Source organism: Lentilactobacillus laojiaonis (genome assembly GCF_020616595.1).
Taxonomy (GTDB): domain Bacteria; phylum Bacillota; class Bacilli; order Lactobacillales; family Lactobacillaceae; genus Lentilactobacillus; species Lentilactobacillus laojiaonis.
This window is the reverse complement of record NZ_CP085278.1, coordinates 346,665-360,491: the sequence shown is the minus strand read 5'-3', so window position 1 is coordinate 360,491 and position 13,827 is coordinate 346,665. Positions and strand designations below refer to the sequence as shown.

The following is a 13,827-nucleotide window of genomic DNA, read 5'->3' as shown; positions in this document are numbered from 1 at the left end:
AAATAAAAAAACATTAGTTAACATAATTTTCATGTTAACTAATGTTTTTTTATTTTTTCACAATATCATTAATTTTATCAAGTTCATCTTGAGTAAAGTTCAAGTTATCTAATGCCTTCAAATTATCCTCTAAATGATCAACCGTTGAAGCCCCAGTTACTACACTAACTACAGTTGGGTCACTAAGTAACCAAGCCAAACTCATTTGAGCTAAAGTTTGGTTACGATTTTTAGCTAATTCATTTAATTCATTTAATTTTGAGACAATTTGATCCGAGCCATGATTCAAGACAAATGAATTACTCCAATGTAGTTTTACATCATCTGGAATACCATTTAGATATTTGTTGGTTAAAATTCCTTCAGCTAATGGACCATAGGCCACTAAAGCATCGTTATTTTCCTTTAAAACATCTAATAAGCCATCGTCTTTTACTTCTTGATTCAATAGGTTGTAAGAAGCTTGGTTAACGACAAATGGAGTATGCATGTCTTTAAAGTACTTGATAATTTCTTCAGTTTGTTTAGCATCATAGTTTGAAATACCTACATATAATGCTTTACCTGAACGCACGATACCATCTAATGCAGCGGCAGTTTCTTCCAAACTAGTATTTGGATCAAAACGATGACTGTAATAAATATCAACATAATCTAATCCCATACGTTTAAGACTAATGTCTAAAGCATTAACTAAAGTTTTCTTGGATGAAAATTGTCCATAGGGTCCAGGCCACATATTAAACCCAGCTTTAGTAGTAATCACTAATTCATCACGGTATGGTTTAAGATCAGCATTGTAAACTTCACCAAACATTCTTTCAGCTGCCCCAGTAGATGGACCATAGTTATTTGCCAAGTCAAAACTAAAAATTCCGGAATCAAAAGCCTTTAACATAACTTTTTCGCTATCAGCGAAATTAGCAGTATCTCCAAAACTATGCCACATACCAAAAGAAAGTGCTGGTAGTTGTAGTCCCGAATTTCCCGCTCTTCTTATAGTTGCATTCTCATATCGATTATCATTAGCTTTATACATAATATTTATCCCCTTCAAAAACTTATTTTTAATCTATTCGTCGTGACCGAATAGTTTACCAACTGATTCTTGATTATGGATCAAAGTAATAGCTGTTCCAAACAATTTACCTACTGACACAATTTCTAATTTAGAGAAACGTTTGTCTTCAGGAATGTCAATTGAATTAGTAACGATAGTTTTCTTAATTGGTGAATTTTCTAGTCTTTGAGCTGCATCTCCTGAAAATACTGCATGAGTAGCTACATTATAAATTTCAGTGGCACCAGCATCTTTAAGAGTTTCGGCCGAAATTTGTGTTTTGATAGCCGTATCAATTAAGTCATCAATAATAATTGCACGTTTATTTTTTACGTTACCAATCACTGTTTCCGGAATGGTATTGATATTTTCTGGATCACGATTATCAATAATTGCAATTGGTGCGTGCAATAATTCAGCAAATCTTCTAGCTCTAGAAACACTGGCATGGTCCGGTGAAACTACTACTAAATCTTCAGTAATTCCATTTTCAATAAAGTAGTTAGCTAATAAAGTATCGGCTTTTAAATGATCGACTGGAATATCAAAGAATCCCTGAATTTGATCAGCATGTAAATCTAGGGCAATTACTCGATCAACTCCATCCATTTCTAAAAATGAAGCAATTAATTTGGCAGTAATTGGCTCTCTAGAACGAGCTTTACGATCAGATCTAGAATATCCGTAATATGGAATTACTACATTGATAGAGCCAGCACTAGCTCTTCTTAAAGCATCTACCATAATAAGTAACTGCATTAAGTTAGTATTTACTGGGTCGGAAACTGATTGAATTACATATACTTCGTCCCCACGGATACTTTCATCAATACTAATTTTAATTTCATCATCACTAAATCTTTTAACGGTTGCTTTTCCGAGTTCAACTCCAACTTCCTTACTGATTTCCTCAGCTAATGGTTGATTGGAATTTAATGAAAAGATTTTAATTTTTGGTTTAGACTTCAACTCGGTCATACGTTCCTCCAAATTTCTTTATTTATAAAAATAATACCACAATTTATCAATTATTTTATGAATTACTGTTAAAAATTATGCAAAATCATTGGGACTTAGATTATCCATCCCAATCATTGGATCAATTTGATTACTAAGAATCAATTTTTCTGATAATACATCTGGTTTTATGGGTTGTTGCTCGATTACGTTTTTCGATTCTTCTTTAGCTTGTGGTTTTACAAAAATATTTGCATAATCCTTAGCATGAATAACCGACTTTAGTCTTTGAATTAAAGTTGTTTTACGATTTATAGCCGCCGTATTAACACAAGTTTGATAAGCTTCTAATTCCCCAATCATTATCAAAAAATCTTTAGCCCTAGTTATAGCGGTATATAAAAGATTTTTTTGTAACATCCGGGAATGCTTCATAACTAATGGTAAAATTACCATTTTAAATTCACTACCCTGAGCCTTATGAATTGAAGTGCAGTAAGCCAAAGTAAATTGATTCCATTCATTTTTAGAATAGGTAACTTCGGTCTCATCAAAATCAATGGTAATTTGAGTTACTTTTGACTGTTTTTTAGGAATTTCCATTCCGACAATTACTCCAATATCACCATTAAAAACATTCTTATCTGGAGTATTAATTAATTGTAAAACCTTATCCCCTATATGATAAGTATGGTTTCTAATGGTTACTTCTTTATTAACCGTTTTATCTTTTAACCAAATGTTTTGGGAAACCTGATTTAACTCATCAATTCCGGCGCCTCCTTTATACATCGGTGAAAGCACTTGAACATCCATTTCGTTAAAGTTTTTTTGTTGGGCTCTAGAAACAATTTGGTTAATCACCCCGGGGATTTGGCTTTCATGACAGGGAATAAAAGAACGATCTGGTTGGTTAACTGTAAAATCAGCTGGTAAATGATCATCATGAATGGCATGGGCCAACTGAACAATAGTTGACTGGGCTTCTTGTCGGTGGATAGTACTTAATTGTTGAACTGGAATTTTACTAGAAGCCAGTAGATCATGAAAAACTTGACCTGGTCCTACTGAAGGTAATTGATCTTGATCCCCTACCAAAATCACTTGCATTTGATTAGGAACTGCTTGGATCAAGGCTTTAAATAACGAGGTATCCACCATTGACATCTCATCAATGATCATTAATTTTCCATTTAGATCACGATTAGAACTAGTTTCATCATTTTCACTACCGTGACCATTCAAGCCCAAAAGTCGATGAATGGTACTAGCCGGTAAGCCGGTTGAATCAGCCATATTTTTAGCTGCTCGGCCGGTAGGCGCGGCCAATACAATCGGAAATGGAGTATCTTTATAAGCATTAATGTCTAAAGAATAATCATTTAATTTAGCATACGTATTAACTATTCCATTAATAATGGTAGTTTTACCCGTCCCAGGACCACCAGTTAGAGCAAAAATTGGTGAGTTAATGGCGCTTATGATTGCTTCAGTTTGTGAATCATCATAGACGATTCCGTTTTGCTTTTCGATAACTCGCATCTTTTTTAAAATTGCTTCGCGATCATGTTGCTTTTGTTCCTGATTTACAATTAAACGATTAATATGTTCAGCAATCTGCCACTCATCTTTAAATAAGTTATCTGGATAAATATGATCGTCTTCAATGGCTACTTTACCTTCTTTAACTAGCAAGGTTAGTTGTTCGGCTAATTTTTCACCACTAAGAGGTATTTCACCAACCACATCTAGCAATTTAGTAACTAACGTAGTTAAGGGACCGGTAGTCGTATAAATATCTCCATTTTGGGAGCATAAAGTATCAATGGCATACAAAATTCCAGCCTGTATTCTTTTAGGATCATCAAATTTAAATCCCAAGTTTCTAGCAATACTATCAGCTTTTTTAAAGCTAATTCCATCAATATCCTCAACTAATTTATAAGGATTTTGTTGGATAATAGTAATTGTATCTGCTTGGTATTTTTGATAAATGTTGGATGCTAAAAGATTGGAGAAACCATAGGAATTTAGTCCAATAATAATTTCTTCTACACTATCATTCATATTTAAGTTATCAATAATAACTTTTTGTTGCTTTTTACTTAGCCCCAATTGTGACAATACACTTGCATCATCATTAATAATCATTAAGGCATCTTCACCTAAACCATCAACAATTTTTTTAGCCGTTTGTTTGCCAATTCCGGGAAAATGATCTCCAGAAAGATATTTAATTACTCCTTCTTCAGTAGTAACCATTTGAGATTTATAATTAGTCGCTTGAAATTGGTAACCGTATCTTGGATGTTGGACTAATTTACCATCAAAATGGTAACTACTATCTTCTAAAATTTCGCCAAAATTTCCGGTGACCACAATTTCATCTTCGTTCCAATCCAAATTAGTATCTGAGACAGCCACTAAAATTACCTTATAGAAACTATCTGGACTACTAAAAAAAATTGCTTTAGCTTGGCCATCAATGTATGGCGATTCATTATTAGAATTATCTAAGTCAAATAAAGATTCTTGATTAGCCAATTTAATATCTCCTAATTATCTTTGTGTTCGTTAGTTTTAATAAATGTTTCAATATCAGCCAATTTTTGTTGGCTATTTTTAAAGTACTGGGGATCAGATTGCTTAGCAATTTCAAAATAGTGGTTGTAAGGTTCACCGTTAACCATTGCCACAAGTCCTCGATTAAAGTTAGCCATCCCATTAGTTTTATCAACTGATATAACTTGGTCATAAAAGTTGCCGGCTTGGCTAAAATTACCACTAGCCAATAAATTATCAGCCACTAATAAATTAGTTTCAATATCTTTGGGGCGTTTACCTTGAACATATAGAGCAAAGACTAATGCGCGATTACTATCACCTTTAGCCATATAACTTTGCGCAATCATCATAAAGGCATCGGTTTTTAGATTTTCATCATTAATTAACTGAAATTGTGCAATGGCTTTATCGTATTCATCAGCGGCATAATATACGTTTCCTAAGCCATAGACTAGTTTATCATGAACTAATTTATCTTGATTACCAAATAAGCCTAAAGCCTTTAATAAAAGTTCTTCGGCTTGTTCATAATTTTTTAAATCCAACAATAAAGTAGCTAATTCATAATAGTGTAAATAATTATCCGGATCCTTATCAATTTGTAAAACTAATTTATGAACTGCTTCAGTTACTTTTTGTTCCTCTTGATCGCGTTGCTGCATATATTTTTCATGATTATTTTTAATTTGATTTTTATTCGTCATTTTTTCTTCCTAAATTGTGTCCGTTTCATCTTTCGTTCGTTTTAAATAACTAACATCATTCCATAATGACAGTTTAAAAGTTTCCCCACCATTTATAGTTTCTAAAATCGTAGTACTGGTATTAGAAAGACCCCCGCGTTTTCTCAAATCACTTAGAGGAACTCCTAATAATGAGTTAATTTCTGCATTTAAGGCGGCTCCATGACTTACAATAATAACATTGGCATCTGGAGTACTATTTTTAACAATATCTTTAATAGCCGGAGTCATTCGTTGAATAACATCATTAAAATTTTCTCCGCCAATTGCTGAATTATCATATAAATCAGGATGATTTCTAAAGTTATCAAATTCATCAGGAAACTGTTTCTTCACATCTGTAAACCGCATGCCTTCCATTTTACCCAAATGAAATTCTTCTAAATCTTGCATATAAGTAATGGGTGGTTCACTAGATAAATAGCTAGCTAGCTTTTCAGCAGTAACTTTAGCTCGCTTAATAGGACTCGCATAGATATGTTCAAACTTGATGTTTTGTAAGAATTCACCTAATTGTTCAATTTCTTGGTAACTAGACGGTAACAGTTCGGAATCTCCACCTGCTCCTTGATAACGGCTTTCCAGGTTCCATTCAGTTTTACCATGTCGAATAAAATATAATTTTACCATTTCTAATTACCTCACTTCTTTTATCTAATCTATTATGCCAGTATCTAATTAGAAATTCAAAGTAAAAAAGACTAACGAAAATCGTTAGTCTTTTTTTATTATACATATTGTAGCATCTTATCGTTTTTATAAGCCGCATCGATCATGGCTGATCCTAGACATTCTTTGCCATCGTAAAATACAACCGCTTGTCCAGGAGTAATTGATCTAGCAGGATCATCAAAAATTACTCGAACATTTTTACCATCATCACTAAGTGATACAGTAGCTCCAACATCTTTTTGGCGATAACGAGTTTTTACGGTACAGTGGAATTCTTGTCCGCGATCTAAATCGTTTACCCAGAAAATATCGGAAGCATCTAGATAATCAGCGTATAGAAGTTCGTTTTCAAATCCCTTACCAACATATAAAATATTTTGGCTAAGGTCCTTACCAACTACAAACCATGGTTGGTTATCAATACCGTCCCCACCAATACCAAGGCCCTTTCTTTGGCCAATGGTATAGTACATTAAACCAGCATGTTCACCTTTGATTTCGCCATCAACCGTCATCATTTTACCAGGAGTTGCAGGTAAATAATGTCCTAGGAATTCACGGAAATTCTTTTCGCCAATAAAGCAAATTCCAACAGAATCTTTCTTATCAGCAGTAGCTAAACCAGCTTTTTTAGCAATTTCACGAACTTCTGGTTTAGTAATATTACCGATTGGGAACATAACCCGATCTAATTGGTCAGCTGATAATTGACTTAAGAAGTAAGTTTGATCTTTATTTAAATCATTACTACGTAATAAATGATTATGACCATTTTCATCACGAGTCAATTGAGCATAATGACCAGTAGCAATATAGTCAGCGCCTAATTCAAGAGCATAGTCTAGAAAGGCTTTAAATTTAATTTCTTTGTTACAAATTACGTCTGGATCAGGAGTACGGCCCTTCTTGTATTCATCTAAGAAATACGTGAATACGCGGTCCCAATACTCTTTTTCAAAATTAACTGAATAATAAGGGATACCAATTTCATTGGCTACCTTAGCAACATCTTTATAGTCCTCAGTTGCGGTACAAACACCATTTTCATCAGTGTCATCCCAGTTCTTCATAAATACACCAATAACATCATAACCTTGTTGCTTTAATAAGTAGGCTACAACTGACGAATCAACTCCGCCACTCATTCCAACAACCACTCGGGTATTACTGTTATCTGTCATATAATCACCATCATTTCAATTAGATTCTGGAGAATCTCGATTTGAAGGTCGCATTTTCCAGTAATCTATATGATAACTCATTTCTATAAGGATTTCCATAGCTTCTGGTTACAAAAAATAAGAGAGTGACTTTCGCTATAAAATCACTCTCTTAAAATTACTTAACTATTAAAATATCTCGATCGATTAAATTTTTAATAATGTATTCATATTGTTGCACCATTCCGGCTTTTTTAGGATCCGAAAAAATATTCATGCTTTGTAAGCCATTAGCTGTAGTAACAGCTAATTTAAAGCCTGTTAAATCTTGATTAACCATAATTTTAACCTTAGGACTGTTAGCTTGATATGGTGAAGTTGGGTCTAAATTACGTTCCAAGCTAAAATTACCCGTTTTAGTCTTTTGGAATCCCACATCCATTAAAGCATATTTTTTTATTTTAGGGCTAATTTCATAGGTATTTTGATCACCCGTTACAGTAACTATTTTACCAAATGCCATATAATCACCTTCAAATTTTATTTTTTAAGACGTTTGATGGTCTTATCTAATGAATTAATCAATCGATCTAAGTCATCGCGAGTAGTGTATTTACCAAAACTAATTCGAATTGATTCAGCAATACGAGGACTAGCTTCTCCAAACATGGCTGTTAATACATGAGATGGTTCAATACTTCCAGCAGTACATGCAGATCCACCAGATACGGCTACTTTATCTAAATCTAAATTAGTTTGTAATACATAGGTTGAAATTCCCTTAAACCAAATGTTTAAAATATGATTTAGGTTATTTTCTTCAATTTTACCATTAATTTCAAAATCGATATCGCGTTTTTTTAATTCGTTAACTATATAATTTTTAAATTCAAAATATTTAGTTTGACGAGTTTGTTTTTCTTCGTTAGTAATTAAAGTAACAGCTTTCGCAAACCCAGCAATTGCCGGTACATTTTCCGTACCCGCACGACGTTTTTCTTCTTGCTGACCACCCTTAATAAGACTAGGAAAATTAATTCCTTCTTTTTTATATAAAAATCCTACTGCTTTGGGACCATTAATCTTGTGTGCTGAAGTTGATAACATATCAATATGATCTCTTTGAACATCTATGTCCAAAAGTCCATAAGCTTGGACCGCATCAGTATGGAACCAAGCTTGATGGTCTTTTAAAATTTCACCAATTTCATGAATGGGCATAATTGAACCAACTTCATTATTGCCACTCATAATTGTTACTAAGATCGTATCGTCCCTTAGTACCTTTTTAAAATCATCAAGTGAAATATTACCAAATTCATCAACTGATAAATAGGTAACTTCGTAACCCATTTGTTCCAAAAATTTTAGTGGTTGTAAAACTGCTTCGTGTTCAATTTCAGTAGTAATAATGTGTTTACCTAAATCGCTTCTAGCTATCGCCGTTTGCATAATAGCTGTATTATCACTTTCACTGCCACCACTAGTAAAGATAATTTCATCATCATCTGCATTAATGCTATTAGCAATGATGCTTCGTGAATTCTCTAATAGTGATTTGGCTTCTCTACCTAAACCATAGAGTGTAGATGCATTTCCATAAACGGTTTTATATTTTTCGGTCATAAAATCGTAAACTTCACCATCAATTTTTGTCGTTGCTGCATTATCTAAATAGATTTCATCTACCATAAACTTCTTACCCTTCTATAATCAAAATTATTATTCAAAATATATTTCTGGTAGCATCTCGATTTGAAGGTCGCACTTACCCAGTATTATACATAATAACGCATTTTTATTTATATTACCAGATTGCCTAATTACAAAAAATAAGTGAGTAACCTTAGTTACTCACTTATTTTATAGATTAATTATTCAGCTTTTTCAAAAAAGTTTAGTAGCATTTGAGCAGAGCGTTTGCCGGCTTCGATGATGAATTCATCAAAGTTACTATCAGCATCTTCATCTCCAACATCTGACATAGCACGGATAACTACATACGGTACATCATTGTTATAGGCAACTTGGCCAACCGCTGCTCCTTCCATTTCAGAACATTGGGCATCTGGGAAATTAGTTTTAATTTGTTCAATTACTTTAGAATCTGCAATAAATTGATCTCCAGTAACAATTAAACCTGGTTGGGTATTTAAACCACTATCCTTAGCCGCATCAATAATTTGTTCTTCTAATTCTCTAGCAGCTGGGAATCTTGCTGGGCAACCTGGTAATTGACCAATTTCATAACCAGCTGCCGTAACATCAACGTCATGATAAGCAGTTTCGGTTGAAACTACTACATCACCAATAGATAAACCTTCGCCAATTCCACCTGCTGATCCAGAATTAATTAAAGCATCTACTTCAAAATCATTGATTAAAGTTGAAGCAGTAATTCCTGCTTGAACTTTACCAATTCCAGATTTAACTAGTACTACTTTATTGTTAGACAAAGTTCCTTGATAAAATTCCATTTTACCAATTGTCTTAACTGATTGATTTTTTAAATTATCCTTTAAAATTGCAATTTCTTCATCCATTGCACAAATTATTCCGTATGTCATATAATGCTCCTTTGTTTAATTCACGAAAAACAATACTAAATATACAATAATAATCAAAACCGTCAAAATTACTAACATGGCATTTAGCTTTGAATTAGTTGTTTTCCATTTTTTACTTTTAAAATTAAATTTATCTTCGGGGTTTTCCCTAAGCCAGCTACGCCTTTGTTCTCCATGTTCCTTAGCGTACTCCTGCTCTACTTGTACTCGCTTTTTATCACGCTCTAAAAAATCTTTATCATCTGATTGAGAAATTTTTTTACGATATGCTTCTCTAGTTAATGGTTTGCCATCCTTATCATTCACACTAAGACCTACCTTTGAGTTAATTGCCAATACCAAATTGCCATAATGGTTTTGGCATCATCAATTTCACCTGATTTAATCATATCCAAAGCTTCTGGCAATGTCTTTTCTTGAATTTCTAGAAATTCACCTGCATCCCTCGGTAATTCTTGATTAACTGAAGTAAGATCAGTTGCCAAATATAATTTCATATACTCGTCACTAAATCCGGCAGTTGTATAAAAACCGGTAATTTCTTGTACTTTTTTTGGAATTACACGAATTTCTTCATTTAACTCTCTAATTACTGCATCTTCATAAGAATTGTCACGATCATCTAATTTCCCCGCTGGAATTTCAATGGTCGTTTTAGCAATTGGTGCCCGCCACTGCTTTTCTAAAACAATTTTGTTATCACTAGTAATTACTAAAATTCCGACTGCATTAGCGTGATGAACTACATCTCGATGAGAAACTTGTCCATTAGGCAATTTCACTGTTTGATTTTCAACATTAATAATCGCACCATCATAAATTGGTTTTCTATCTATGACATGTTCTTCAAAGTCCATTTAATCACCTTAATCAATAAATTTATTTTAATTGTACCGATTAATCCTAGCAAATGCAATTTTTGACTGGAGAAGTACGATTTTCTTAATCAATTATTTCTGCTTTAGCTGCTTGAGGACCTTTTTTACCTTGAGCTACTACATAAGAAATTTTTTGACCAACTTCAATTTTTGAATTGTCTATTTTGCTAAACGCCGTTTTAAAAAAGAATAAATCTTCATTACCATCATCTTGGATGATAAATCCAAAAGCATTTTTAGCATTATAACTTTTTATAGTTCCTGTTAACATTTTGTATCTCCTTTTATAATTAAAAACTCCCACAGATCAAAAATCTATGAGAGCTTTTATTATTTATTGTTCATCAAAACCTTCAGTAGCTGTTTCTGGATATTCACTTCGAACCACTGCTGCACATCGTGCACAGAAGGTTGGATAAGCACTATCTGAACCAACATCTTCACGAATTAATCGACAACGTTCACAAGTTTCACCATTAGCATGTTCAACTAAAATTTTCATATTATCAAAATCAACACTAGTTTTACCAGCATCTTCAAGATCTAAAAGACTAAATTGAGATACCATTAACACTGTTGGTAAATCAGTATGAAGTGATTCTAATAATTTAATTGTAGCTTCGTCTGCATAAATCGTTAGACTTGCTTCAGATGACTTACCGATTAATTTATTATTTCTAGCTTCTTCAAGGGCTTTTAGCACGTTGCTACGTACATCCATGAAATTACTCCAGTTAGCTAAAATAGTAGTTTCATTTTCAAAATGTTGTACTTTAGGCATTTCAGCTAATTGAACAAATTGTTCAGGTTCTTGCAAGTATTCCCAAATTTCTTCGGTAGTATGTGGCAAGATTGGAGTCATTAATTTAGCTAAGACAACTAAAATTTCATACATAACCGTTTGCATTGAGCGACGTTTGTGACCGTTACTCTTATCAACGTATAAAATATCCTTAGCGAAATCTAGATAAAAGGCTGATAAATCACCAGCAATAAATTCCATTAACTTTTTGTTAAGGGCTAAGAAATCATATTTATTGTAATCATCAGTTACTTCAGAAATGAATTGGTTTAATTTGACCATCATGTACTGATCGACAGTTTCTAATTGATCAAAAGCAACCTTATCATTTTCAACATTGTAATCAGAAGTATTGGCTAATAGGTAACGCATAGTATTTCTGATTTTCTTATATGCATCTGAATTAGTTACAAAATTATCCACTGAAACACGTACATCGGCAGAAGTATCTACTGAAGTTACCCATAAACGGACAATTTCTGCACCCATTTTACTAATGATTTCTTCTGGAGAAATAGTATTACCAAGTGATTTACTCATTTTGTGACCATTTTTATCTAAAGTAAATCCTTGTGATACTACTGATTTATAAGGAGCATGATCAGAAACTGCCACACTAGTAATTAAACTAGAGTTAAACCAGCCACGGTATTGATCAGAACCTTCTAATACTAAATCAGCTGGATATGTTAGGTTAGGACGTTCAGCCAACACTCCTTGGTGAGAAGTACCGGAATCAAACCAAACATCCATAATGTCAGTTTCTTTAGTAAAGATTCCATTTGGTGAATGAGGACTAGTAAAGTTAGCTGGTAATAGATCTTTAGCTTCTTTTTCAAACCAAATATCTGAACCATATTTACCAAATAAATCAGCTACATGTTCAATGGTTTCTGGTGTAATAATAGCTTCACCATCTTCACCATAAAAGATTGGTAGTGGCACTCCCCATACACGTTGACGAGAAATTACCCAATCACCACGATCTTTAATCATGTTTGAAAGACGTTTTTTACCCCATTCAGGTGAAAAACTAACGTCTGATAAGGCATCTAAAATTGGTTGGCGAATTTTATCTACTGAAGCAAACCATTGAGGAGTTGCACGATAGATAACTGGTTTTTTAGTACGCCAATCAAATGGATAACTATGTTCATATGGCATGTAGTAAAGTAAAGCATTAGCGGCTTTTAATTTATCTAGAGCAATTTGGTTTGCATCTTCATAAAATACTCCAGCAAAATCTTTACCGGCTTCATCGGTCATGTAACCTTTTTCATCTACGGGTACCAAAATGTCTAATCCATATTGTTGACCAACCATAAAATCATCTTCCCCTAAACCAGGAGCGGTATGAACTAAACCAGTACCTGATTCTAAGGTAACGAAATCGCCAAGCATTGTAACTAATTTACGATCAGCATAAAACGGATGTTGAGCAATTACATTTTCAAGATCAGAGCCTTTAACAACTTTTAAAGTTTCTACATCTTCCCAACCAAACATTTCAGTAGCATTACTTAATAAGTCAGTGGCTACAACAAATTTACGGTCATCGTTTTTAGGTTTAACTACTGAGTAATCGAAGTCGGCCCCAATAGTAATTCCTTCTGAAGCTGGAATAGTCCATGGAGTAGTTGTCCAAACTACCATGTAAGTATCATTTTCATCTAAGATACCCTTACCATCAATAACTTTTTCACCATAAAATGCTGAAGGAGAAGTTACATCATGATATTCAATTTCAGCTTCTGCCAGTGCAGATTCAGAAGACCATGACCAATAAACTGGTTTCTTACCTTTATAGATTAGTCCACGATTAGCCATTGCACCAAAAACACGAACTTCAGCAGCTTCAAATTCTGGTAATAAAGTTAAATAAGGGTTATCCCAATCAGCTGAAATTCCCAAACGTTTAAATTCAGCTTTTTGCTTATCAACTTGATCAAGTGCGTATTGATGACATAATTTTCTAAACTCATTGGTAGTCATAGTTTTGCGGTCATATCCCGCTTTTTTCAATTGTTGTTCAATTGGTAGTCCATGAGTATCCCATCCAGGAACAAATGGTGATCTAAAACCATTCATTGATTTGAAACGTACAATAATATCTTTAGAAATCTTGTTCATGGCGTGACCCATGTGGATATCCCCATTAGCATATGGTGGACCATCATGTAAAACAAAAGTTGGTTTACCTTCGTTTAATTTTTGTCTTTGTTGATACAATTCATTATCTGACCATTGTTTTTGGCGATCAACTTCTTTAACTGGTAAATTACCGCGCATTTTAAACTTAGTTTTACCTAAGCTTAGGGTATCTTTTACTCGCATAAAGTTCTCCTTTTAAATATTTATTAATTGAAACAAAAAAAGATCTCATCCCAGGGACGAAATCTTCGTGGTACCACCCATTTTCAGAA

Annotated in this window: 13 protein-coding genes; all 13 read right to left on the bottom strand. The window is 33.5% G+C overall.

The annotated features are described in order from the left end of the window. Positions 1-49: 49 nt before the first annotated feature. The 13 genes from LHL71_RS01900 to ileS all read right to left on the bottom strand — a co-directional run bounded on the left by LHL71_RS01900 (position 50) and on the right by ileS (position 13,738). A complete protein-coding gene (locus LHL71_RS01900) occupies positions 50-1,039 on the bottom strand; it encodes an aldo/keto reductase (protein ID WP_227361347.1) in 990 nt (329 codons plus the stop codon). A gap of 33 nt (positions 1,040-1,072) precedes the next feature. Continuing rightward, positions 1,073-2,038, bottom strand: coding sequence for a ribose-phosphate diphosphokinase (locus tag LHL71_RS01895; protein WP_227361346.1), 966 nt, complete (start codon positions 2,036-2,038; stop codon positions 1,073-1,075). 75 nt (positions 2,039-2,113) lie between these two features. Next, on the bottom strand, positions 2,114-4,561 hold the full coding sequence (recD2, locus tag LHL71_RS01890) for an SF1B family DNA helicase RecD2 (protein ID WP_227361345.1): 2,448 nt from the start codon (positions 4,559-4,561) through the stop codon (positions 2,114-2,116). Between the two features lie 11 nt (positions 4,562-4,572). Then, on the bottom strand, positions 4,573-5,286 hold the full coding sequence (locus LHL71_RS01885; RefSeq protein ID WP_227361344.1) for a tetratricopeptide repeat protein: 714 nt from the start codon (positions 5,284-5,286) through the stop codon (positions 4,573-4,575). Between the two features lie 9 nt (positions 5,287-5,295). Beyond that, on the bottom strand, positions 5,296-5,955 hold the full coding sequence (locus LHL71_RS01880; RefSeq protein ID WP_227361343.1) for a histidine phosphatase family protein: 660 nt from the start codon (positions 5,953-5,955) through the stop codon (positions 5,296-5,298). Positions 5,956-6,053: 98 nt separating this feature from the next. Then, on the bottom strand, positions 6,054-7,178 hold the full coding sequence (gene mnmA / locus LHL71_RS01875) for a tRNA 2-thiouridine(34) synthase MnmA (RefSeq protein ID WP_227361342.1): 1,125 nt from the start codon (positions 7,176-7,178) through the stop codon (positions 6,054-6,056). A gap of 157 nt (positions 7,179-7,335) precedes the next feature. Then, a complete protein-coding gene (locus LHL71_RS01870) occupies positions 7,336-7,680 on the bottom strand; it encodes a DUF1831 domain-containing protein (RefSeq protein WP_227361341.1) in 345 nt (114 codons plus the stop codon). A 17-nt stretch (positions 7,681-7,697) separates the two neighbouring features. After that, the gene (locus tag LHL71_RS01865) at positions 7,698-8,849 is read right to left on the bottom strand and encodes a cysteine desulfurase family protein (RefSeq protein ID WP_227361340.1); all 1,152 of its coding nucleotides are present in this window, start codon (positions 8,847-8,849) and stop codon (positions 7,698-7,700) included. A gap of 182 nt (positions 8,850-9,031) precedes the next feature. Further along, positions 9,032-9,724: a 5'-methylthioadenosine/adenosylhomocysteine nucleosidase gene (locus LHL71_RS01860; RefSeq protein WP_227361339.1), complete on the bottom strand. Its 693-nt coding sequence runs from the start codon at positions 9,722-9,724 to the stop codon at positions 9,032-9,034. Positions 9,725-9,739: 15 nt separating this feature from the next. Then, a complete protein-coding gene (locus LHL71_RS01855) occupies positions 9,740-10,030 on the bottom strand; it encodes a hypothetical protein (RefSeq protein ID WP_227361338.1) in 291 nt (96 codons plus the stop codon). Between the two features lie 8 nt (positions 10,031-10,038). Further along, positions 10,039-10,581, bottom strand: coding sequence for an NUDIX hydrolase (locus LHL71_RS01850; RefSeq protein WP_227361337.1), 543 nt, complete (start codon positions 10,579-10,581; stop codon positions 10,039-10,041). 85 nt (positions 10,582-10,666) lie between these two features. After that, entirely contained in the window at positions 10,667-10,873 is a 207-nt protein-coding gene (locus LHL71_RS01845) for a cold-shock protein (protein WP_227361336.1), read from the bottom strand. Positions 10,874-10,936: 63 nt separating this feature from the next. Beyond that, positions 10,937-13,738: an isoleucine--tRNA ligase gene (ileS, locus tag LHL71_RS01840; protein WP_227361335.1), complete on the bottom strand. Its 2,802-nt coding sequence runs from the start codon at positions 13,736-13,738 to the stop codon at positions 10,937-10,939. Positions 13,739-13,827: the final 89 nt, after the last annotated feature.

What these genes read in the sequence shown, in the direction of transcription:
- LHL71_RS01900 (WP_227361347.1), bottom strand. Translation starts at nt 1,039, where the DNA reads ATGTATAAAGCTAATGATAATCGATATGAGAATGCAACTATAAGAAGA.
- LHL71_RS01895 (WP_227361346.1), bottom strand. Translation starts at nt 2,038, where the DNA reads ATGACCGAGTTGAAGTCTAAACCAAAAATTAAAATCTTTTCATTAAAT.
- LHL71_RS01885 (WP_227361344.1), bottom strand. Translation starts at nt 5,286, where the DNA reads ATGACGAATAAAAATCAAATTAAAAATAATCATGAAAAATATATGCAG.
- LHL71_RS01880 (WP_227361343.1), bottom strand. Translation starts at nt 5,955, where the DNA reads ATGGTAAAATTATATTTTATTCGACATGGTAAAACTGAATGGAACCTG.
- mnmA (WP_227361342.1), bottom strand. Translation starts at nt 7,178, where the DNA reads ATGACAGATAACAGTAATACCCGAGTGGTTGTTGGAATGAGTGGCGGA.
- LHL71_RS01870 (WP_227361341.1), bottom strand. Translation starts at nt 7,680, where the DNA reads ATGGCATTTGGTAAAATAGTTACTGTAACGGGTGATCAAAATACCTAT.
- LHL71_RS01865 (WP_227361340.1), bottom strand. Translation starts at nt 8,849, where the DNA reads ATGGTAGATGAAATCTATTTAGATAATGCAGCAACGACAAAAATTGAT.
- LHL71_RS01860 (WP_227361339.1), bottom strand. Translation starts at nt 9,724, where the DNA reads ATGACATACGGAATAATTTGTGCAATGGATGAAGAAATTGCAATTTTA.
- LHL71_RS01850 (WP_227361337.1), bottom strand. Translation starts at nt 10,581, where the DNA reads ATGGACTTTGAAGAACATGTCATAGATAGAAAACCAATTTATGATGGT.
- LHL71_RS01845 (WP_227361336.1), bottom strand. Translation starts at nt 10,873, where the DNA reads ATGTTAACAGGAACTATAAAAAGTTATAATGCTAAAAATGCTTTTGGA.
- ileS (WP_227361335.1), bottom strand. Translation starts at nt 13,738, where the DNA reads ATGCGAGTAAAAGATACCCTAAGCTTAGGTAAAACTAAGTTTAAAATG.